The sequence below is a fragment of the Shewanella sp. ECSMB14102 genome (genome assembly GCF_000813075.1).
GTDB classification, from domain to species: domain Bacteria; phylum Pseudomonadota; class Gammaproteobacteria; order Enterobacterales; family Shewanellaceae; genus Shewanella; species Shewanella indica.
The window spans coordinates 79167-101787 of record NZ_JWGX01000013.1 but is presented as its reverse complement, the minus strand read 5'-3'; the positions used below and the strand labels follow the sequence as shown (position 1 = coordinate 101787).

The following is a 22621-nucleotide window of genomic DNA, read 5'->3' as shown; positions in this document are numbered from 1 at the left end:
TCAGCTGCTTGGCATCAAGCAAGGTCTTGGGGGGATTATTCGACAAGGTTTCATCCTTTGGATCAACAAGATAGTTTATTATGCCAGCCACCCGGCTTTGGTGGGTATAACCTTTAGCTACTGGTTATAATCTACAGCCGGTTTTGCCTTACTTTTCATCCTGTTTAACCCCATTCAATCCAAGGAAGGTGCACCAAGCCCCGAAAGCATCAGCGCCAGCTGCGCCTGCCAGGAAAGCCAGATGGGTGATGGATAGTCTTTTGGCAAATAGCAGCGAAATGCCGAAGGCATGGCCGCCATGGCATCTTTGAGAGCGCTTGAATCGAGCGCCGAATACGCCGGGCGCGGCGCCTGCGCTCGATTCAATAAGGCGCCGTACTCTGCTGTGCTGACAGGCGTTATCCGGCACCCTGGCGTGATTGGCGCCGGGTTTGGTTGAGCATGTAATGTAGCTTGAGATTGCAACGCGGCCTGAGATTGCAACGCGGCCTGAGATTGCAACGCGGCCTGAGATTGCAACGCGGTTTGCAATGGCACCGCCGCCTGAGAGCTTGGCGCTGAATTGCACTGCTGCTTGGCAATTTGCTCGGCTATCTCTTTGGTGAAAAGATACCAGCTGCACTGCCCCGTTGCTGCGTAATGAAAGCAGCCGCTCAGCACCGCGGACTTCTCTGGCTTAAGATGAAACCAGATGAGCAACTGCCAGATAAGCCGCGCCAACGCCTCGGCCCAGGTTGGCGTGCCGATCTGATCCGCCACTACCTTGAGCTCGGGGCGCTCGGTCAGCAATCGCCGCATGGTCAACACAAAGTTGCTGCCAAAACGGCTGTAAAGCCAAGAGGTTCTCAGCACCAGGGCGCCGGGATTGGCCTTAAGCAAGCGCTGCTCGCCGGCGAGCTTGCTCTGACCATACAGGCTCAAAGGCTCGCAAACATCGCTCTCGGTCAAGGCTCTGGGCGCATTCCCGAACATATTGGCAGCTGCATTTCCAGAAACGTTTCCAAGAGCATTTCCCAAATCCTTCCCGAAGACATTTCCGAAGACATTTCCGAAGACATTTCCGAAGACATTCCCGAAGACATAGTCGCTCGAAATATGGATAAGCCAAGCACCCTGTTGCCGGCACCAGATAGCCAAACGCTCCGGCGCTTCGGCATTAAGCGCCATCGCGGCAGCCATATCCTGCTCGGCCGCATCCACGGCGTTGTAGGCGGCGCAGTTGATTATCACATCAGCATTGATTTCACTGAGCCGCTCAGGCAAATCTGCCGAGGTTAAATCCAGCTGCTGATGCCCGAGCGCCACAATTTCAATTGCGCTGCCAGGTGCTACAGCACTGCGGGGCTCTACAGCACTGCCGGGCACCAGGCTTACCTCAGGTATCTTCATTCGCAGCCTGGAAGGCGAAAACTCGGGTAACCAAGGTAAGTTCGCCAGCAGCGCCTGTCCGAGCTGACCATGAGCGCCGGTGATCAATATTCGGGTAGTCTTGGCTGTCACGATTCGGAATTCATGGCTAATCAGTTGATGGATTTTTGTGGTTCGTATACTTAAAGCAGGCGAACCAGGTTAGCCTGCAACCGCCTCACTCTCAAAGTAGTCGATTAACTCACCAAGCGTCTTGTGGCCTCGCTGCTGCAGGAAATTCAGCAGTGCCAATGGCTCGCGATTGAGCAGCCTGTCTCTTGGATAACCGGCGGCATCCACTATTTCAAGCGCCAGCGGGAACTCACCCAGACTGAAGGCCACATGGGAATCTGATCCCATCACCAATTGGGCGTCGAATCGTTTCGCCAGTTTGGCAATATTGAGGCAGCTGTCTTCACTGCCCTTGCGGGAGCAGGCAAAAGAGGAGTTATTGATCTCCAGCGCCACATTATGCTCGGCGGCGGCGCGGACAATCAGCTCCTGATCCAGTGGATATTTGGGGTTGCCTGGGTGGGTAATGATATCGACCTTGCCGCTGCGAATGCAGTTCAGCAGCGCCTGAGTATGGCTGTCACTGTCGGCGGGAGGGAATACCGGCTCGTGAAACCCGGCCTGCACCAAGTCCAGCTCTTCCAGGAACTCACCAAAGAAGTCGATTTCCCCCTCCAGATTGGTAATATTGGCTTCAATCCCGCGCAATATCCCCACGCCGTCGACTATCCGCGGCAACACCCTGAGATTCACGAAATGCCAGAAATGCGGTGCATCGGCCATCGCCGGACCATGATCTGTGGTGGCAAACAAACGGATCCCTTTCTGCTTGGCGACTGCCAGATAATCATGGATCGTGCTGTAGGCGTGAGTAGAGGCAACTGTGTGGGTATGGGTATCGACTACGAACATGGCTCCCCCAGGAGACTGTTTCTTGAAAACCGGGCCACTAGCTTAGCGCAACTGACCCACTTTGGCGAATGAACCCAATAGCTTTCCAGCCCATCGGCCACCCCAAAGATAAAGGGGATGCATCGACTCAAACGGCTTGAACAGCATAGATTTCCACTCGGCAAAACTCTCAAGCACCTGCCGTGGGCTTTCGTCCTAACGGCTTCTCGGCACGCCGTGAAATCATCCCTGATGGCTCTACTCTGGCACCCATGCCAGCGAAGGCCTCGAATCCATCAGGAGCAGAATACTTATGTTGTTGGCATTTGCGGTTGACTAACCCAAGTAGGCTCAACTAAATCGGACTTGCTATCTTTTACCAAGCGCTCTCTTGCGGGCCCGCTGCTTTTGGGCGGCTTTACTCTGGTTTTTCGGCGCGTCGAAACTGCGGTTGAGATCCGGCTCAAACCCGGGCAGCCATTCTCTGGGGAGGCGCCTGTCGAGCATGGCTTCCAGCTCTTCGAGGAGGCGCTCGTCGTCACGACTGAATAGGGTGATGGCGAGCCCTTCCATGCCGGCGCGGCCGGTGCGGCCAATGCGGTGTAGATAATCTTCGCGCTTGAACGGCAGCTCCAGATTGATAACGCAAGGCAAGGCCGCTACATCCAGGCCTCTGGCGGCAACATCCGTGGCCACCAGCAAACGGCATTCACCCGCCTTGAACGCCTGATAGGTCTGCTCCCGCTGGGCCTGACTCAGATCTGAGTGCAGCGCACTGGCGGCCAAGCCCTCGGCACTGAGCTCACAGACCAGTTTGTCGGCGCCCTCCTTGGTGCGGCTGAACAGCAACACCTGACGCCAGTCGTGCCGGCGACAAAGGGCGGCAACGGCGGCGGCCTTACGCTCGCTATCGAGCTCAATCAATCGCTCTTTGATACTGCCATCCTGCTCTGATGCTTGCAGCTCCAGCACTTTGGGAGACTGCAGCAAAGTCTTTGCCAGACGCCAGATGTTGTCGTTGAAGGTGGCGGAAAACAGCAGAGTCTGGCGCTGTTTGGCCATCTTTTTCATCAGCGCCGAGATCTCATCTTCAAACCCCATGTCCAACATGCGGTCGGCCTCATCAAACACCAAGGTTTCAACCTTATCCAGCCTGAGACTGCGCTTTTTAAGGTGATCCAGCAGGCGCCCGGGCGTGGCGACCAAGAGATCAACGCCATCCTTGAAGTTCTTTAGCTGTCCATCGAGTGGCACGCCGCCATAGGCAATGGCAATCTTCAGCTCGCAGCCCTTGGCATAGCTTTTAATGTTATCGAAAACCTGCTGCGCCAACTCCCGGGTAGGCACCAGCACCAGAGCCTTGGGCGCTGCGGGTTTTACTGCTCTCTCAGCCGTGGCGGGCAGTAAACGCGCCAGCAGCGGCAAGGCAAAGGCGGCGGTTTTCCCTGTGCCCGTCTGTGCCTGCACCAGGAGATCGCTGCCGGCGAGCACCAAAGGAATGGCCTCTGCCTGCACTTGGGTTGCCTTGCTAAAACCCAGTCCGGCCAGATTGGTCAGTAGCGGTTCGGGCAGAGAAAAAGCGGCAAATTCCATGGAGAGTCCTTCAAAAATAAAGCTTAGGGCAAACTGCCATTATACCCTGCTACCCGGTGCCGGATAGGTGTTATCCCTGGGTTCAGGCAGCAAACGTGGCTTACGGGTGAAAAATTAACCGCCCGAGAGACTTATTCGGCTTGACGTTTGCTTTAGGCTGCAGCGCATCTTATTGTCATAAAAAGCAGTTTTACTTTTCTCTGCCCTATTTGAACAAGGAAGCGCCCATGGCCGTCACCAGCTTAGATGCCAGTCAGGTATATCGTCCCGCCAATCTCGACAATCTGGGAGACGAGGTCAAGTCTACCCGCGAACTGGAGCCGCTGGATGACATCATAGGCCAGGAGCGGGCCCAGAGTGCGGTGGAATTTGCCATGTCCATCAAGGAGAAGGGCTACAACATCTATGCCATAGGCCAAAATGGTCTGGGCAAACGCACCATGATGCTGCGTTATCTCAAGCGCCATGAATTTACCGACAAGACACTTAACGACTGGTGTTATGTGGCCAACTTCGACCAGACCCGGACCCCCAAGGTGCTCAAACTGCCCGCCGGCAAGGGCGTCACTTTCAAGAAAGAGATGGAAAAACTGGTTCTCAGGCTGGTCAAGGCGCTGCCGTTGGCGTTTGACAACGAGATGTATTACCGCCGCGCCGACAAGCTCAAGAGTCAGTTGGCGCAAAAACAGGAAGCGGCGCTGCTGGCTCTGAGCGAAGAAGCCAAGGGGATGAAAATAAGCCTCTCCATCAACACTCAGGGCGAGTATCAGTTGATGGCGCTGAACGGCGAAGAGCCGCATACCGAGGAAACCTATCTCGCCCTGCCAGAAGCCGAGCAACAGCTGTTTGAACAGAATATCAAACACTTGGAATCGCGCCTAAGGGGCATTATTCGCCAATTGACCGAATGGGAAGAGGAGTTCAGCACCAAGCAGCAGGAGCACGATGAACAGGTGGCCCGCGAAGTACTGAGCCATTTCTTCAAGCCGCTCAAGGATGAATACCGCAGTCTGCCGGAAATCCGCTCTTTTCTGACGGCGATGCAAAAAGATATGCTCGGCAACCTGGATATCTTCCTTGAGGAGAGTGAAGACCAACTGGCGCTGGCTTATGCCTCGCTGGAAAAGAAAATGCCCAGGCGCTATCAGGTTAATCTCTTGGTAGAACAGGAAGAGCAGAAATTCCCTGTGGTGGTAGAGGAAAACCCCACCTATCACGGCCTGTTTGGATATGTGGAAAACGCCACTTACCGCGGCACTGTCTTTACCGACTTTTCGCTGATCCGACCCGGCAGCCTGCACAAGGCCAATGGCGGGGTGCTGCTTATGGATGCGGTCAAGGTGCTGGAGCGGCCCTACGTTTGGGACGGACTCAAACGGGCACTGCGTTCCCGCAGTCTGGACCTCAGCTCGCTGGAGCGTGAAGTCTCCCTGTCCGGCACAGTTTCACTGGCACCTGAGCCTATCCCTCTGGATGTCAAAATCGTGCTCTTCGGTGACAACCAGACCTACCAGTTGCTGCAGCATTATGATCCCGACTTCAGTGAGCTGTTTCGGGTAACTGCCGACTTTGAAGATGTGATGCCAAGAAGTCCGAAGGCCGAATGTTTCTATGCCAGATTTATCTCTTCGATAGTGCACGACAACCAGATGCTGCACTGCGATCGCAGCGCCATTGCGCGGATAATAGAATTCAGCTCGCGCCAGGCCGATGACCAAACCCAGCTGTCACTGCATTCGGCCAATATCGCCAATCTGCTGCGGGAGACCCACTACTGCGCCAAGGCGGCCAACGCCCGCAGTATTCGCCTCACCCATGTAGAGCAGGCACTGGCGCAGCAGGAGCAAAGGGTATCGCGCCTCAGGGACCAACTGATGCAAAGCTTTCACAAGGGCACCACCCTGATTGATGTGCACGGCAAGGTCTGTGGTCAGGTCAACGCCCTATCGGTTATCGCCACCACAGATCATCAGTTTGGCCTGCCCAATCGCATCAGCGCGACCACAGCCTTTGGCAAGGGCGAAGTGTTGGACATAGAACATAAGGTGCGCCTCGGCGGCCGTATTCACTCCAAGGGGGTGTGGATCCTCTCGGCCTATATCAAAACCCTGTTGGGACGCGAGGCCGATATTCCGCTGACCACCTCCCTGACCTTTGAACAATCTTATTCCGGGGTCGATGGCGACAGTGCCTCCATGGCCGAATGCTGCGCCATTATCTCTGCAATCGCCCAGGTTCCCCTGCGCCAGGATATCGCCATCACAGGCTCAATGAACCAGTTCGGTGAAGCCCAGCCCATAGGCGGAGTCAATGAAAAGATTGAAGGCTTTTTCGATGTCTGTGCCATCAAGGGGCGCAGACATACCCAAGGGGTGATCATTCCCGCGGCCAACGCCCACAACCTGATGCTGAAAAAGCCTGTGGTGGACGCAATCAGCAAGGGCAAGTTCCATATCTGGACGGTCGAGCATGTGACCGAGGCGATGGCATTGCTGTGTGATATGGAAACCGGCAAGGCCGACAAGCGCGGTCACTACCCGAATGGCAGTTTACTGGGGCTGGCCTCGGCCAGGCTGTCAGCCCTGAAAACTAAAAACCAAGACAAGAATCAAAACAAGGCTTAAACCTATTCTGGGCAAAGCGCACTCTTTTCCGGTATAAAGTCAAAACGTCAGTGACCATGCCGTGAAACTCAAAAAAAATCCCCGCCATTGTTAATGGCGGGGATTTTTCATCTGGCTATTTTTCCAGGCGAACCACCTGAACTGGGCTTAACGCCGACGTCGCAGCAATCCCAGCGACAAGAGCAGTAAACTCCAGCCGAGTGAACCACCCGAGTCTGACTCATCCACCGGCGGCTCTGGTGGGCTCACAGGGTCAACCCCGTCGGACTCCACCTTCAGCATAAAGCTGGTGCTGGCGGCATCGCCGCTGTTGAGGCTATCACGCACAGTTACTGTGACCAGGGTTTCACCGTGGAAATCGGCCTCTGGGATCAGGTTGAAACTGTCACCGTTAATCTCTGCGCTGATGTGTTCACCACTGACCTCCAACAGATTAGGCACTTTATCGGCATCAATATAAGTCACGGCAATACCGTCTATACGGCCATTTTCAGCAACGCTCATGTCACTGAGTGGCGCCAGTTGGATATTGCCTTTAACCGCAATTTGATGGCTCAGGGTTTCCGGTTCGCCGCCTTCAAGATCGTAATCCAGTGTCATGGCAAGCGCCTTACCGGTAGCACCGGGTTGAATCGCCGCCTTGAAGCTCAGCTCGACCCTGCTTTGCTCAGGCCCTGAGTAATCAAAACAGATCACAAGGTCTTCCTCGAGCAAGGTATCCAGATTATCGAAGCCCAGCATCTCATAAAGATAGCCATTCTTCGGCCCCGCATCACTGGACCAGGTACTGTCAAAGCCTTCGACAAACACAGCACCGTCGGCCACATCGGCCCCCAGATTCTGGTAGGCATAGATGATCTCATACATACCTGGATGATCGTCGATACCACTACGCAGTATGGTCTGGAAGTCAAACTCCTGACCTGTCTGGCGGTCGGTAACATTATCAAACTCGAGGAACAACAAATCCCCCAGATCCGGACGTTCTTCCTTATACTGAGACGCTATGGTCAGGCCCCATGGTTCTTCCCAATGACGGCGGTACTTCATCTCGAAACTGCCACGCCAGAAGGGTGCCAGCGCCTCGTAGAGGAAACCCGGGCCACGGTGCGCACCCATATACCAGTAGGCAGTGTTAAACTGCAACGCGCCCACTGTGTGCATCCGCATATAACCGGCATTGGCCTGATTGTACACCTTAAACTCGGCGCCCTCTTTGTAGAACAACCAGTCAATAGGCACATCGACACTGGTTTGAGAATCACCGACCAACCAGTCGGCATTGGGCTGCATACCAAACTCACCAAAGAGATCTATGTAGCCACCGGTGGAGTACTCATCAATCATAGGTGTACGACACATGGCATCGTTAAGGTTGGTACTGACTTTGTATTGCCGCTCAAGGAGCCGAGTGCTGGGCTGCAAGCCTGTCAGCGTCAAACCGTTTTCATCGGCAACAATCGCTTCGGCAACCGCAGGGTTATTGCTCTTGATGGTCGCCGGCGCCAAACGCATGCCTTCAGGTAACTTGAGCTGCAGTTCATAGTTGCGATCGCGGGATTCCAGGTTGGCCGCCAGTTTAACGGTAACATCCACAACATCTTCACTCAGCGCCTTGTCCTGGCTGACTGTCCAACTGACGGCATCCTCGCTGCGGCGGATATTGAGGGCACTAAAACCGAAAGAACCTTCAGCGCCCGGCCCGGCACCGAGATCCATACCGCCATAGAAAACATCCCCTTGCTTGGCATCGGGAATATTCCAGTTAAGAGTCAACTGGTAGTCACCGTTGCCATCGTGCGATGCCGGGCCATCCAAGCTCAACATACCACGATCGTCATCGGCCATGATCACCGCATGGCCGGTCACAGCTTCCACTTCCCCCTTGCCATAAGCCATGGCGGTGGCAAACCAATAAGTACCGGGAGCAGGATTTTCCAGGCTACAAAGGTTGTTTTCGGCTTGGCTGGAAGAGAAACACATCAGCTCGGCATCGTATTCAGCCTTGAGCGCCCTGTCATCCTGTTCCATCTCCTCCTGCGAAGGGATAAAGCCGTTGTTGCCGTTGGCATCACGACCCAGGATCACAAAAGGGAACACCCCTGAATAGCGTGGGTTCATATCCTCAAGCGTGCTGGTGCGCTTGGCGCTCTGCACTTCCACCACCAAACGCTTGGCGCCTTCAGGAACCGTGACTGTTTGAATATCCCAGCCCTTTTCTATGTAGTCCAGGTCAAGGAATGGCGCCACGGCTTCCAGGGTGGCACTTTTAAGTTCAGGCTGCACTGGGCCGTAGAAACGTGGCGTCAGCTGGGCATAGGCCGAGGTATTCATCTTCAGAGTCTCACTGCCCTGAGAGCGGCTGATCTCCAAATCCATGGATACCGGCATCTGATCTGCCTTACTGGCCACCACCACTGGCATGTGCAGCTCAGGGGAAGCACCCGACGCTTCAGTGAGCCTGAGCTCACCATTGAAGAAGGTGTTTTTGTTTTGTACCTGTTGCCAAGGCGTTCCCGGTTCGCTCGGATTGACGTTGGACTCAATCAGCGGCGGCACTTTGGCCTTGATCACCAGGGTCTGACTCTCACCCTTGGCAAGAGTAAAGTTCGTGGGAGAAACGCTGAGCTCAAAGCCCTGCTCCTGACCCAAAGCCTCGGCACTCCAGCTGCCGTCGCGGGTAGCAGTAACAGTACGCATCCAGCTGCAGCTTTGCTCACAGGCCATTTCCACCATGGAAGGCAGGTTGAGCCAATTGACTATCCCACCGTTTTCCGGATTGGCATTACGGTAATTTTCTATGGTCTCATCCATCACCAGGCCGGTATCGGCTGCACGGGCCACATTAATGGCACCGGCGCCAGCCATAAAGTGATAGAAAGGCTCCAGCAACTCATAACCTGTGTTGAGATACACAGGCCCGGCAGTCATCATCAGCGCCGACTGCACTTCAGCCGGGGTCCACTCTGGATGCAGCTGCATCAGCAACGTCATGGCACCCGTCACATGGGGGGCTGCCATTGAGGTGCCGCTCATAAAGGTCCAGTCAGAAGCATCCGGCGCTCCGGTAAAGGGTTGATCATCTGCGTTGGCAGCGTAAATCTGTACCCCGGGAGCAGTAAGATCCGGCACCAAGGTGTTGTTGGTGCGGCTCGGGCCCATTGAGCTGAAAGGCGCCAGGTTATTGGCCAACGCGTCGTCAAATAGATACTCGTTGCTGAAATCCGAGATAGTCGCGACAGCCGTGCCAGGCTCACTGTATTTAACCCAGTTTTTCAGCTTATATCTGTTACTCTGCTTCACCTGGATCCCAGGGATCACAAAGCTGTCGGCCACCAGATTGTCGACCTGATAGTCCACGTTTTGCAGAATAAAACCACCGGCGCCGCCGGCCGCTACATTCTTGGCCTTGTCCACTCTGGGAATGTCACCGCGCTCACAGATGACAATCTGGTCATCGCGGAAGGTTCCGGCAGGGAAAGGGGCGTTGCAGGAAGCGGCGTTGAAATCATCACTGGGATCAGGGTCGGCATAGTTTTCAGCCAGCACCACCTCACCGGTAATGCTGCCGGAGAAACTCTTGCCTGCAATAGGCTCGGACGGGCGATAACGTTCGTTGCCGCCGAAGTTGTCTATATGCTTGCTACCGGCTTCCAGCACCCTGTCGTGGGTGGTGGCGCCAACAGTTGTCACCCAGGGAGAGCTGTGATCCGCGCTCCAATAGGCGCCGGCATTACCGGCCGCTACGGCCACAGAAATCCCCGCTTCACGGGCTGCCAGAAAAGCCAACTCCATAGGGTCGGCCCAGGGTAAAGATTCAGCGCCACCGATTGAGAAGTTTATCGCATCGACCCCGTCGGCAATCGCATCTTCAAAAGCCGCCAGAATCGCCGACTCGGGACAACCTGCATAGGGATCACCACCATTGCCGGGCCAGCACACCTGATAAGAGATGATATGTGCCCGCGGCGCTACACCGCTGGTAGACGGGAAGTTAAAGGGCACATTAACCCCATCACTGGTAGCGTCACCTGTTGCAGCCTGCAAAGGTGTATTATCCAGATGGTTACCTGCTACTGTGCTGGCGGTGTGGGAGCCATGGCCGTTATAGTCCTCACCATTGGCCGGGCGCACCATGACAGGTGTGCCCCAGGGGTTGGCCTGAAATTCCGGCGCACCGTAAACATCTGTGATCTCGGGATAGGAATGTACCCCCACCAGTTTGTTGTTACACAGCTCAGGGCTGTCGACACAATCACCGGTAAACTTGTTGCTACCGAGCGGATTCAAACGCACATAGTCCTGATCCTCGGCAAAGGCCGGGTGATCTGTGTTAACCCCGGTATCTATGATCCCGACCAACATGCCCTCGCCCTTGGCAGCCAGGCCTGTACTCGGGTCCTGGCCGAGCCAGATCCGGTCGGCACCGATAAACTCAGGCCCTCTGTCGGTACGCAGTTGGAAAATGCGGTTAGGGGTTATCCGCTTGACGCCGCTCTGACGGGCAAGAATTTTGGCATCTTCCTGAGTCATCTCCACCACCATGGCATTGCTGGCGACGGTGAAGCGCTGTTTCAACTGCAGATTGGCGCCGGCCTGACGGGCGCGGTTTACGAAACTGTCCTGGCGCTGTTCCAGGAAGCGGCTGTAAGCCCTGGCATCAGTCGTATTGACACTGACCCGACCTTTGGCGATCAGCGAACGATTTTTTGGTGCCTTGGTGGCCGCCAGCCCTGAAATACTACCGTCATAAGTTGCCAGAGGCTCTTCATTAAGCTGCACTATATAACTTTGAACGCCACTGACAGATGGATCCGGTTGAAATATCTGTTCCGGTGTCCGTTGACGCAACACCTGATTGAGCACTCCCGGCTGACCGGCATAAATATCACCTTCAAGACTCGCCTTGCGGGCCTTGTCTGCCGCCAACACCTGTTCTTTGGTAAAACTTGGCTGATAGAAATTGCCTTTGCCCACAGGTTGCATCTGCACCTGGGCGGTGGCGCTCATCATGCCGCCGAAATAGAGCGCGGTCAGACTGGCCAGCGCCGTCTGCCGGAACCGCGTTCCAAGCTGATTATTTGTTATAGTCATAGGTCCTCTTTAAGACTCTTGCTTTCAATTACGCAGAAAATCTGCCCTCCAGATATAACAAACAAAAACAAACAATTTCGTAGCATTTGGTAACGTTGCAATTACATGCGGATTTATGGGATGCTGACGACACCTGCAGCTTTCTTTCAGCACTTTTGGGTTCCAAGCCTCTGATATGAAGGTTAAATATGAAACTGACTTGGGTATTTTTTCTGCTATTTCTGCAGCAGCCATGGCTGGCTTTCGCTAACTGTAATCCTTCATCCCCTTCAACTTCTGAACCGGCAGTACCGCTGCATCTGACACTGACCAATGATCCCTGGCCTCCTTTTATTGAGACCGATGGCAAAACCGGTTTGGCACTGGAAATAGTTCAGAGCGCGCTGGCGGTTCATTGTTATCGCTTACAGGTGGAGTTAAAACCCTGGGCCAGGGCACTGAGGTCGGTTAAAGAGGCCAAAACCGATCTGCTGCTGGCGACCTGGCATACGCCGGAGCGAGAGCAAGTGCTGTTGTTTTCTGAGCCCTATCTGCAAAATCGCCAGCGTTTCATCAAGCGCCGTGGCGATCCCTTTGAATACACAGATCTCGACAGCCTCAAGGAGAAAAGAATCGGCGTGGTACGCGGATACAGCTATCAAACCGGTTTTCGCGCCGCACGCGATTTTATTCGCGTGCCCAACAACAGTCTGGAGTCCAATCTGAAGATGTTGGCAGTGGGGCGTCTGGATTTGACTCTGGAGGATGAAATTGTCGCCACAGATACATTCTGGCGTCTGCACCAGGAAGATAGCTTCGACTTTACCGGTCCGCCACTGGATATTCGCAACCTGCACCTGAGCACCAGTCGCCTTCATCCCCATGGCGCAGAGTTGATAGCCGAGTTCAATCAAGGGCTGGAGACAATCAAAAAAAACGGCGAGTATGCCAAAATACTCGCCAAATATGGGGCAATTCTACAAGGACGCCGGGCGCCGCCAATACTGCATCTCGATGGCGCCATGGCTAAGCGGGTTAAGGATAAGACTCCGAACGGGATGTTCTGCTTCAGTCAAGAGTGGCCAGCATCTCATCCGAGTAATCTTGCAGGCGCTCACCGCTGCGAACCTTGGCGATATAGTCAGGGTTAGCAATAAAGGGGCGGCCTATGGCGACCAGGTCAAAACGCCCGGCAGCAATCGCCTCGGCGGCCGTTTCCGGGCTGTAGCCACCCACACCCACCAGATTTCCCTGGTAGTGACGGCGCATGTAGTCCGATACCCGGCCATCGAGGAAGTCAAAGCGCATGTTGTCGTCAAACATGCCCTCGTGCAGATAGGCCAATCGGCGTGAGCCAAGCTCAGCGAGCAGATAATCGAACACCTGACGGTCACGGGGATCGGCACTCATATTAAAGTATGCCCCGGGTGACAAACGCAGCGCCGTGCGATCTGCACCTATGGCGGCTATGGTGGCATCCACTACTTCCAGGGCAAAGCGGCTCATGTTTTCAGGCGTTTGGCCGTACTCATCTTCACGTCGGTTGCTGTCGTAATGCAGGAACTGATCGATGAGATAACCGTTGGCGCCGTGGATCTCCACACCATCGAAACCGGCCTCAATGGCGTTTTCTGCCGCCTTGGCGTAATCACGCACCAGTTCAGCAATCTCGGCCTTGCTGGCCGCCTTTGGGGTTTGATAGCTCAGCTCGCGCATTCTCGGCACTGTACCTTCAACGCCCACGGCAGATGGTGCCAACACATGCTCACCATTAAAGAAGTGCGGATGCGCGACCCTGCCTGTGTGCCACAGCTGGGCAAAAATCTTACCGCCCTTTTCATGCACGGCATCTGTCACCCTGCGCCAACCGGCAATCTGAGCCTGGGTAAAGAGCCCAGGAGTATTGGGATAGCCCTGCCCATCCGGGCGAATGATGGTGGCTTCACTGATGATCAGCCCAGCCTCGGCGCGGCGGGCGTAGTAAGCCAACATGGCATCGGTCGGCACCAAATCGGCATCGGCCATACAACGGGTTAGCGGCGCCATCATAAAGCGGTTATTGAGTGTGATGCTGTCATTGAGACGATACTGTTCAAACAAGTTCTGGTACATGGTTCCTGCCCTTGGCGAGTTAACGGCTCAGTCACTGGCATTCGCCTTATTCAGAGCCTGAGGAGCTGAGCCCCTATTTGAATGTTTGTTCAAGATAAAGATTGTTGAATGATCATTCAAGCCTTTTTTGAACAAATGTTCAAATTGCAGTAAACTCGGCGCATCACAGTGGGAAATCATCTTATGAGAAACGCCGAATTCGATCGCGAGAAAGTGCTGCGCAGCGCCATGAATGCCTTCATGGCCAAGGGTTACAGCAAGACGAGTATGCAGGATCTGACCCGGGCAACCGGCTTGCATCCGGGGTCTATCTATTGTGCCTTCGACAATAAGCACGGGCTGTTTCTGGCGGCGATTGACCAGTACCACGCCGATCGCGAGCAGCAGCTACAGGGCTTTTTCCCGGCCGAGGGTTCACGACTCGAGTGCCTGCGGCGTTATCTGGACAACATAGTCAGCGAGTGCCTCAGCTGTGACACCAGCCAGGCCTGCCTTTTGGTCAAGGCCTTGAGCGAAGTGGGTGAGCAAGATCTGGCTGTGCAACAAAGAGTGAACCAACATCTACAACAATGGCAAACGGCGTTGCAGCAGATACTGCAGCAGGCCCAGGCGCAAGGTGAACTGGCCGCCGATAAAGATCCGGCGCAACTGACCCGGTTTCTGATGATGGGTATTTATGGCCTGCGCACTTATGCCCATACTCGCCCGAGCGCCGATGAACTCAGAGCCCTGGCCACAGAGCTGTTTGAACACCTGAGTCTCTGAGCCGACCGCAAGCCTTGAGCGCCCAAGGCGCAGTCGCACTGCAGCATCACTGGGCCTTGAAGCCTATCCGAAAGCCACCCCAGTGTTTGCCCTTAACATAGATAGGCACAGAGAGATCGTGCATCACCTCGCCCGTATCACGCTTGTAGGTCTGCAGCAGCACCGGCTCCGTGTGCTGGCCACAGCGGATCCCTGTTGGGTCGTTGAACAATCTCTTGGTGCGGTTTTGCAGCATATCCCGCTCCCTATCGCCGGTCAGCGGCTGGCAAAAACGCTGATTGTGAGTCGGAAAGTAGCCCTTCTTATCGACCGCACCGGCGTAAATCACCTGCCGGTGACGTTCCAGTATCGGTTCCTGCAAGGCCGGAAAGTGCTTGTCGGTAAAACCGTCAAAGGCGGTGTTGTATTTGGGTGGCTCTGTCGCCGCTATCGGCCGATATTGCGGCGAAAACAGCTGCTGCTCAGTAAATTTGCCTTCCACCAACCCTTGCTCCAGCGCCTGGCCGCAAGCCTTGGCGGCCTGCTGCGCTTCTTTGAAAATAAGCTGATCGAAACTGCCGGTATCCCAATGGGAAAGCGCCCGGAACATTCCCTCTGTGGTCTGCGACAGCCCAAAGGCCTGACGGGAGATCTGCTCGCTGCGACGACCTGTATCTGTCAGCGACTCGCTGATATGGGTAATGGCATTGGAAATATCCGCCGTAGTGCCGCGATATTCACGTAAAGCCGCCTCAATCTGCTCCAACGCCTGCGCCGAGTCCTCGACACCCGAAGCGATACTGTCAAACCTCTGCTCCAATGAATTCATGGCATCCACGGCGCCGGCCGTTTGGCTAACCACCTGATTCATTAGCTGTGAGGTGCCATCGGTCAGCTCTCTAATCTGGGTCAACATGGCGGCAATATTCTGAGTAGCCTCTGCGGTCTTGGCCGCCAGACTGCGCACCTCATCGGCCACAACGGCAAAGCCCCTGCCCGCCTCTCCGGCTCTGGCGGCTTCAATGGCGGCATTGAGCGCCAACAGATTGGTCTGGGCAGCAACACTGTCAATCACTTCGGTGATTTTGCCTATGGCATCGGCCTGCGCCTTGAGTTGCCCCACCCCGGAGGCGGCCTTGTCGACATCCTGACTCAAGGCTTCAACCGCACGAAAACCACTGACAGCATACTGACGCCCTTCCATGCTGACACTGCGGGATGCCTGTGCCTGATTGAGCACCACTTCGGCGTGTTCACTCAAGACCACGGTAGTATGACTCAGCTGATTGGCAGCCACGGCAATTTGCCCGGCTTGCTGGCCGCTGGAATCCAGAGTGAGCTTGAGCTGGTCAACAAAGTGGGACACTTCGGCAGCGCCGATAGCAATACGACTGGCATCCCGGCCCAGTTGCTGCGCCGCCTTGTCATCACCTGCGCTCTCGCTGGATACCTGCTTGGCATTTTGAACCACAGGGCGGGAAGCCCAGCGCAGCGCCAATACAGGGCCAATAAGCGCAAGACACCATCCAAGCAGTGAAAGTAATAGATTGTCGGCACTTAAAGCCAACTGGACACAACCCAGTGCCAGCGCCCCGAGCAGCAAACCCGCCAGCATAGGCCAAATACGGTTTTCCTCAAACATGCAGCCTCCCTTCCTATCCTTAGTGTTGGTTTGCACCAAATAAGGGATCCTTGAGTTTTCAGCATAACCCAAAGCACGGCGATCTGCCGAATTGGACATAAGTCTATAGTGAGGCTATGAACTTCTACGGCCGGAGACGGTAAGCATGATCAGGCGTGGCTTCACACTGCCGGCAGCCCGACGGGCGGACAGGTGCATTTAGTGTGGGAAAGCTGCTAGAATCTGCCACTCTTTTTCAACGCATTGATGAGACATTGCAAAGATGGGCAGAGCATATCAAAACCGCAAGGAATCCATGGCCAAAACGGCCGCACAGAAGACCAAGGTCTACTCCCGTTACGGGAAAGAGATCTACGTGTGTGCCAAGGGTGGCGGTGTCGATCCCGACGGTAACCTGGCACTGCGGCGCCTGATTGAGCGCGCCAAGAAAGATCAGGTACCGGCACACGTTATTGACCGGGCTATCGACAAGGCCAAAGGTGGTGGCGGTGAAGACTATGATACTGCCCGCTATGAAGGTTTCGGCCCGGGTAACTGCATGGTGATTGTCGACTGTCTGACCGACAACGGCAAGCGCACCTTCACCGAGGTTCGTCAGGCCTTTGTGAAGAATGATGCCAAACTGGGTGGCCCAGGCACTGTGGCCCACATGTTCGATCACCAGGCGGTATTTGTCTTCCCCGGTGAAGATGATGAAGTGGTGCTCGAGGCCCTGATGATGGCCGATGTCGATGTTGCCGATGTCGAGTTGGAAGATGGCATGATCAGTGTCTACGCCCCCAACACCGAATTCTACAAAGCCAAGACGGCATTGCAGGAAGCCTTCCCCGAGATCAACTTTGAGATGGAAGAGATCACTTTCGTGCCACAGAGCATGGTGGAAGTGTCCGGTGAAGATGTCGCCCAGTTCGACAAGTTTATTGCCGCACTGGAAGACTGTGATGACGTGCAAAATGTCTATCACAACGCCGAGATCATCGAATAATCTCAAAGATTTAGAATATGGAAAAGGGACCAGATGGTCCCTTTTTCATTTCTGCATCAAAGTTAAGTCCTTGAATTAACGCAGTTCCATTTCCTGGATGATCTCGTGGGCAATTTCCGGGGTCGTCACCTCGGGCTTTTCATGAAGATCGGCTTTGAGCTGTCCCTTTCTGTGCTTGAGCGCCGCTTCCAGTTTTTTGCCTGCCTCGGCGATAGCCGGATACATGACTTCGTTCTTGCCGGAGGCCGCGACCGCCACCCCCTCGTAATTGGTTCGAATATCAACCTGATGTACGCCATGCTCTTTGGCAATAATGATGTCCAAGCCGATCAGGCTGGGAAAATGCTTGGCGATTTTGGAAAACTTCTCTTCGATATGGCTACGTACTGCTGCTGTAACTTCAACATGATGACCTGAAAGCTGAATTTTCATAGGTTTTCCTTTTTTCTGCTGATTCACTTATAGAGCTTGGGGCTTTCAGCGTAAAACACAAGGGGCAATGTTCAAATAAAGCTCGATAAGTGCCTTATTCTGCTCTTGTATGGTCAAAATTAATCCAGAGTTCATCATACTCCCTGTTTAGTGCTGTTTTTATCGCCTGTAATTAGCTCGATTTAATTCAGTTCAATATTTTCAGCCCCTTCATTATCAAACCCTGGCCAACTTGATACAGGCATCATTTACAAGTAAAACACGAATGCTAATGTTTATCATTAAGCATTATTAAGATAGAATCAGCGCATCTCTTTCCCTTGATGACCAATGCACTATCCGCAGCAATCATGAAATCTTTATCTCTATTACAGTTTCCCAGGCGCCATCCCCAAGCCCTGACCATTATCAGCCGGGCGCTGGCATCTATTATTGGCGGTTATCTTATTGCGTCTTTGGCCTGTGCCCTGTTGGCTGTGAGTCTGCCGATGAGCCGTATCGACAGTACAGTGTGCGCCATGATGCTGTCTTTTTTGATCTACGCCCTGGTGGTTATCAGGGTATTTTGCATCAAACGCAGTTTGCGGGCCTGGCAGGAACTCCTGCTGCTGGCGACCGCCCTGTTTGGCGTGCTGAAACTGCTGGGGGCTTGAGATGAAAGACAGTTTTTTTCGAACTATGACCTGGCTACACACCTGGGTAGGCCTGCTGGTTTGTTGGGTACTGTTATTGGTGTTTTTTGCTGGCACCCTGAGCTACTATCGCCATGAAATCAGCCTGTGGAATCAGCCTGAGCTACACAAAGAGGTGTTCCAATCCTACGATACCACCCGCCTTACTGAGCAACTGAGTCAGGGCGAGGATTATCTCAGGCAAAATGCGGTCAACGCCCAGCGCTGGCTGATTGAATTCCCCACTGAGCGTCATCCCATGTTGAGTTATGGCTGGCAACAGCCGCCGGAGCCGGGACAGCGCCGCGGCGCCTTCAGTGAACATGCAGTCAAGGCCGATAACAGCGGCTATGTGACTGAAGTGCGGGAGAGCCGCGGCGGCAACTTTTTTTATCGCCTGCATTTCGATCTGCATTATATCTCGGCCATCACGGCGCGCTGGATTGTCGGTTTCTGCACCATGTTTATGCTGCTGGCGATCATCTCAGGAATAGTGATCCATAAACGCATCTTCAAGGACTTCTTCAGCTTTCGCCCCGGCAAGGGCAGCCGTTCCTGGCTCGATGCCCATAATGTCAGTTCGGTACTGGCACTGCCATTCCATCTGATGATCACTTATACCGGGCTTATCACCCTGATGATCATCTATATGCCTTGGGGCATATTGGTCAACTATGACAGTGACCGCCGGGAATTTATCAATGAAGCCCGCCCCGGCAGCAGCTTCACCTGCATAGCTGCCGCCAATGCAGCCGCGCCTCAATTGCCACTGGCAAACTTTTTGCCCAAGGTGCAGCAAACTTTTGCCGAACTGCCGCTCAAGTCGGTGTCAGTGATCAACCCGGATGATGCCAACAGCCGGGTAGTGGTCACTTTCAACACAGGCGAGCAGGTCACAGAGCGGGAGCTGTTTATGGTGTTCAGCGGTACTGATGGCGAGCTTCTCTACAGCGCGGACAACGACATCAGCGCCGCCAAGGCAACTCACGACGCCATGATGTCCTTGCACACCGCCCGTTTCTCCGGCCCCGTACTGAGGGGGCTCTTCTTCCTTCTGGGGCTGAGCGGCTGCGTGATGATAGCCAGCGGTACCTTGATGTGGGCGGTTAAGATTCGCCAGAAACAACAAAAAGCCATCAGTCAGGGCGCCAAGCCCAGCCTGGGTCTGCGCCTGGTGGAAACGCTGAACCTGATGTTTATCCTCGGCCTACCCCTGGGTACAGTGGCCTTTTTCTATGCCAATCGCCTGCTGCCGGCCTCTTTGCCTGGCCGCAGTCAATGGGAGGTTCACAGTTTCTTTATTCTGCTGGTGATCAGTGGCCTGCTGGCTATCTGGCGCCGAGACAAAGCCATGTGGCGCGCTCAACTGGCGGCGCTGACAGCCGCACTGGCGTTCTTGCCGCTGCTGAACGCCCTGACCTCGCCAGCCAACCTGCTGAGCAACTTCGCGGCCGGTCAATGGCAATTGGCAGGATTTGATCTGCTGGCGCTGGCCTTCGCTGCCCTTGGCTTATTTGCCTTCAAGCGTTTGGGGAGACTGCCAATGAAACAAACGGCCAAGGCCCAAAAACTTAAGGCGGTGCGCGGATGATGATTGCACTTATTGCGTTGACTTATCTCGCCTTTGGCCTGCTGGCCATGTCCATGTTCGGTCATTTCCGTGAGGCCATGGGGCGCGCGCCAAAAACATTGGAAAGCCAGCTATTGTATGTCAGTGGTTGGCTGACGCTATTGATGAGCCTGATACTGTGTGTCACAAAATATGATTGGGGTTACGGTAGCATACTGTTTTTCGGTCTGATGACGCTGGCCGCCCTGCCTGTGGTTTTACAGCTCAGCTATGCCAGCCGTAGCCTACCAAAAACGTTAATATTGGCACCTGTCATCCTGATAGCGGGTTGGTTTATCTAGCCAACTCTGCCTCAAACTCGCCATGAAAAAGCGCTGCAACTGCAGCGCTTTTTAGTGTGTATCTCAAAAGAGATCCAGCAATCAGCGAGGATTTTTCGGGTTTTTACAGCCTTTGCCCTTACATCCACCTGTGTCACCGCCACCGCCGGTGCCACTGCCGGAGCAACCATTGGCGGTCAGATAATCCACAGCATCCTTGGCCTGTACCAGACCATAACCTGTCTCATCATCACGGCCGGTAGCACCAAGATCTTCGGCGGTGGCACGCAATGCCGCACGAATGTCACTGTTGCTGCACTGAGGGAAATGACTCCACACCAAGGCCGCAACCCCGGCCACATGAGGTGTCGCCATCGAAGTGCCGTCGAAGTATGCATAGTTACCCGCACCGATATCAACGCTGGCATTGCTGCCGACTGCCGCCAACATGGCCGCACCATCGGTATCACTCACACCCACAGACGGAATGGCGGTAACCACCTCACCCAGAGTCCCGTTTAAGGCCCCCGGCTCATTGTTGTAGATAATGGCCGCAACACCACCGCCGTTTTCACAGGCGAGCACCTTGTCGGAGAAGGCGATATTACCGCGCTGAATTAAACACACCTTGCCGGCGGCATCACACTGGCTCTCACCTGTGCCGCAGTCAGCCAGAGTACCGGCGGCGCTACCTGTAGGTGAGCCTTCCATACCTATGGCCTCATAACCATTGCCGGCAACAGCGGCAGCAGCTACCAATGCAGTGCCCATAGGCACAGAGGAAAGTACGCCGACCCCCGGGCCGGAGAGCTCAACCTGACTGGTACGCTGTGAGAAATCCGCATGCTGCTTGTTGGCATCCACTGCGGCAACCGACACCACAGAGTTATAAGATGCCGGATAAGAGTGACGGGTATTACCGTCGTTACCGGCTGCAGCAATACTCAGAATGCCGCGACTGTCGGCGGCAGCAAAGGCGCTGTCCTCGGTGCGGCTCTTCATGCTGCCACCCAGACTCATGTTGATTACCTTGGCGCCGGCCTGTTCACACTTGTCCAGTGCGGCAACCAGGCTGGATGAATAGCCCCAACCATCGGCATTGAATACCTTGATAATGTGCAAGTTAAGATTGCCGTTGGGGTTTACGCCTACCACACCAACCCCATTGTTGAGCGCGGCAATAGTCCCGGCCACATGGGTACCATGATGGTTTTCATCTGTGTACCAGTTGCCGGTACCCGGATCATTGGTGCCATCAACATTGTTGCCCGATAGGTCTTCATGAGCCAACTGGTAACCCGAATCTATGATACAGACCTTCATATTGCCGGTCTGGGCGTCACTGAGTTGGTCGGCCTGCACCATGGGAATACCATAAGGCACTATCTGTGAAAGCGGGAAACGCTTCACATCCGCTTCGACATATTCCACGTTGGGATTGTTGGCCAGGCCCTTGAGAGCCTGAGCCGGAATAGAAAAAGCGGCGGCGTTGTGGGCCGACAGATCCAGCTCCATTTTGGCACCCATGGCCTTCATCTGCGCCATAGTGCTGGGGCCTTTCCCCTCCTTAAACTTGACTATGTAGCGCTCGTTATCTGCAGCCTGTGCACCGACGCACAGCGCCAAAGTCACCGCTGCTGCGAGGGGCTTGTAAAATGCCTGCATAATGTTCTCCTGCAATTTGTTTTTGGTCTGCATTTCGATCTATCTCGAAATATTATTTTTATTAACAATTGAAACAAGGTGTTTACACACGCTATTGTTATAGCGCTGCCAGACTTGAGATGCAAGACTAAAGTAGGTGGAATGACCAAAGAATTAAGACCAAAGAACTAATGGCAGACATTCATGTAATTAACTTTAAAAACAACACTTTAATAAAGATTTTCTGTTGATTTTGCCGAAAAATATCGAGCATAAATGGATCCTGCCCCCCAGTGGCAGACAAGGGTTTGGCAAATAGGCTATAGTGGCCGCTACTTTGCAAACCGTCTCAAGGAGCATCCAATTGAGTTTTCATCTGACCGTATCCTGGCAAACCAGCCCGGCGCCCGAGGGAGAGTTCAATCGCGATCATCAAATAGACTTTGGTACTGGCCAACAACTGCTGGCGTCAGCAGCCCCCGAATACAAAGGCAATGAAACCAAAGTCAACCCGGAAGAGAGTCTGCTGGCGGCACTGTCGTCCTGCCATATGCTGACTTTCCTGACTATAGCTCACTTGAAGCGCTTACCGGTCGAGAGCTACCGGGATAACGCCACCGCAGAAATCGGCAAGAAGGAATCAGGTAAAATCGCCGTGACCCGTATGACTCTTAATCCTGAAGTGGCCTTTGCCGAAGGCACCGAGATAGATAGGGAAACATTGGCAAAGATCCACGAAAAGGCACATGCCAACTGCTTTATCGCCAACTCTCTGGCGGCAGATACCGAAGTGGAAATCAATTTCTGAGCAATAAAAACGGGTGCTACCGGCCTGGGAACCAAGTGGCCGATAACACCCTAACACCTGCACGGGGGATGCAAATGCATCCCCCGTTTTTTA

The 22621-nt window shown here is 54.3% G+C and carries 16 protein-coding genes; 8 read left to right on the top strand and 8 right to left on the bottom strand.

The features are described 5' to 3' along the window. Positions 1–174 precede the first annotated feature (174 nt). The 3 genes from RC73_RS19805 to RC73_RS05860 form a co-directional block, all read right to left on the bottom strand. Positions 175–1500, bottom strand: a complete 1326-nt coding sequence (locus RC73_RS19805) for an SDR family oxidoreductase (RefSeq protein WP_160289561.1) — start codon at positions 1498–1500, stop codon at positions 175–177. A gap of 69 nt (positions 1501–1569) precedes the next feature. Next, entirely contained in the window at positions 1570–2331 is a 762-nt protein-coding gene (locus RC73_RS05865; protein WP_039033771.1) for a phosphatase, read from the bottom strand. A 348-nt stretch (positions 2332–2679) separates the two neighbouring features. Further along, positions 2680–3903: a DEAD/DEAH box helicase gene (locus tag RC73_RS05860; protein ID WP_039033770.1), complete on the bottom strand. Its 1224-nt coding sequence runs from the start codon at positions 3901–3903 to the stop codon at positions 2680–2682. Between the two features lie 227 nt (positions 3904–4130). Between RC73_RS05860 and RC73_RS05855 the strand changes: the two genes are divergently transcribed. Next, positions 4131–6527, top strand: a complete 2397-nt coding sequence (locus tag RC73_RS05855) for a Lon protease family protein (protein WP_039033769.1) — start codon at positions 4131–4133, stop codon at positions 6525–6527. Positions 6528–6674: 147 nt separating this feature from the next. On the opposite strand, the gene RC73_RS05850 is transcribed toward RC73_RS05855, so the two are convergent. Continuing rightward, on the bottom strand, positions 6675–11621 hold the full coding sequence (locus RC73_RS05850) for a S8 family serine peptidase (protein WP_039033768.1): 4947 nt from the start codon (positions 11619–11621) through the stop codon (positions 6675–6677). A gap of 188 nt (positions 11622–11809) precedes the next feature. Between RC73_RS05850 and RC73_RS05845 the strand changes: the two genes are divergently transcribed. Next, on the top strand, positions 11810–12751 hold the full coding sequence (locus tag RC73_RS05845; protein ID WP_052248021.1) for a substrate-binding periplasmic protein: 942 nt from the start codon (positions 11810–11812) through the stop codon (positions 12749–12751). Here RC73_RS05845 and RC73_RS05840 read toward each other — a convergent pair. Continuing rightward, positions 12669–13712, bottom strand: coding sequence for an alkene reductase (locus RC73_RS05840; protein ID WP_039033767.1), 1044 nt, complete (start codon positions 13710–13712; stop codon positions 12669–12671). The genes RC73_RS05845 and RC73_RS05840 overlap by 83 nt on opposite strands. 183 nt (positions 13713–13895) lie before the next feature. Here RC73_RS05840 and RC73_RS05835 point away from each other — a divergent pair, with 183 nt between their 5' ends. Further along, positions 13896–14477, top strand: coding sequence for a TetR/AcrR family transcriptional regulator (locus tag RC73_RS05835; RefSeq protein ID WP_039033766.1), 582 nt, complete (start codon positions 13896–13898; stop codon positions 14475–14477). Positions 14478–14523: 46 nt separating this feature from the next. Here the strand turns inward: RC73_RS05835 and RC73_RS05830 are convergent, their stop codons facing one another. Next, positions 14524–16098 carry a methyl-accepting chemotaxis protein gene (locus RC73_RS05830; protein ID WP_039033765.1) on the bottom strand — a complete coding sequence of 525 codons (1575 nt, stop codon included), beginning with the start codon at positions 16096–16098 and terminating at the stop codon, positions 14524–14526. A gap of 262 nt (positions 16099–16360) precedes the next feature. Here RC73_RS05830 and RC73_RS05825 point away from each other — a divergent pair, with 262 nt between their 5' ends. Continuing rightward, complete coding sequence (locus RC73_RS05825) at positions 16361–17083, top strand: YebC/PmpR family DNA-binding transcriptional regulator (protein ID WP_039033764.1); 723 nt, start codon at positions 16361–16363, stop codon at positions 17081–17083. Positions 17084–17158: 75 nt separating this feature from the next. Here RC73_RS05825 and hpf read toward each other — a convergent pair whose 3' ends face one another. Then, entirely contained in the window at positions 17159–17515 is a 357-nt protein-coding gene (hpf, locus tag RC73_RS05820; RefSeq protein WP_039033763.1) for a ribosome hibernation-promoting factor, HPF/YfiA family, read from the bottom strand. A gap of 350 nt (positions 17516–17865) precedes the next feature. Here hpf and RC73_RS05815 point away from each other — a divergent pair, with 350 nt between their 5' ends. Genes RC73_RS05815 through RC73_RS05805 form a run of 3 tightly spaced genes read left to right on the top strand, consistent with a single transcriptional unit; the run spans position 17866 to position 20097 of the window. Further along, entirely contained in the window at positions 17866–18168 is a 303-nt protein-coding gene (locus RC73_RS05815; protein WP_052248020.1) for a hypothetical protein, read from the top strand. Between the two features lies 1 nt (position 18169). Continuing rightward, positions 18170–19777, top strand: coding sequence for a PepSY-associated TM helix domain-containing protein (locus RC73_RS05810; RefSeq protein ID WP_052248019.1), 1608 nt, complete (start codon positions 18170–18172; stop codon positions 19775–19777). Beyond that, positions 19774–20097: a DUF3325 domain-containing protein gene (locus tag RC73_RS05805; protein ID WP_039033762.1), complete on the top strand. Its 324-nt coding sequence runs from the start codon at positions 19774–19776 to the stop codon at positions 20095–20097. The genes RC73_RS05810 and RC73_RS05805 overlap by 4 nt, the downstream gene beginning before the upstream one ends. A gap of 81 nt (positions 20098–20178) precedes the next feature. Here the strand turns inward: RC73_RS05805 and RC73_RS05800 are convergent, their stop codons facing one another. Continuing rightward, the gene (locus RC73_RS05800; protein WP_039033804.1) at positions 20179–21741 is read right to left on the bottom strand and encodes a S8 family serine peptidase; all 1563 of its coding nucleotides are present in this window, start codon (positions 21739–21741) and stop codon (positions 20179–20181) included. A gap of 343 nt (positions 21742–22084) precedes the next feature. Here RC73_RS05800 and RC73_RS05795 point away from each other — a divergent pair, with 343 nt between their 5' ends. Beyond that, positions 22085–22528, top strand: a complete 444-nt coding sequence (locus RC73_RS05795) for an OsmC family protein (RefSeq protein WP_039033761.1) — start codon at positions 22085–22087, stop codon at positions 22526–22528. The last annotated feature ends 93 nt before the right edge of the window (positions 22529–22621 follow it).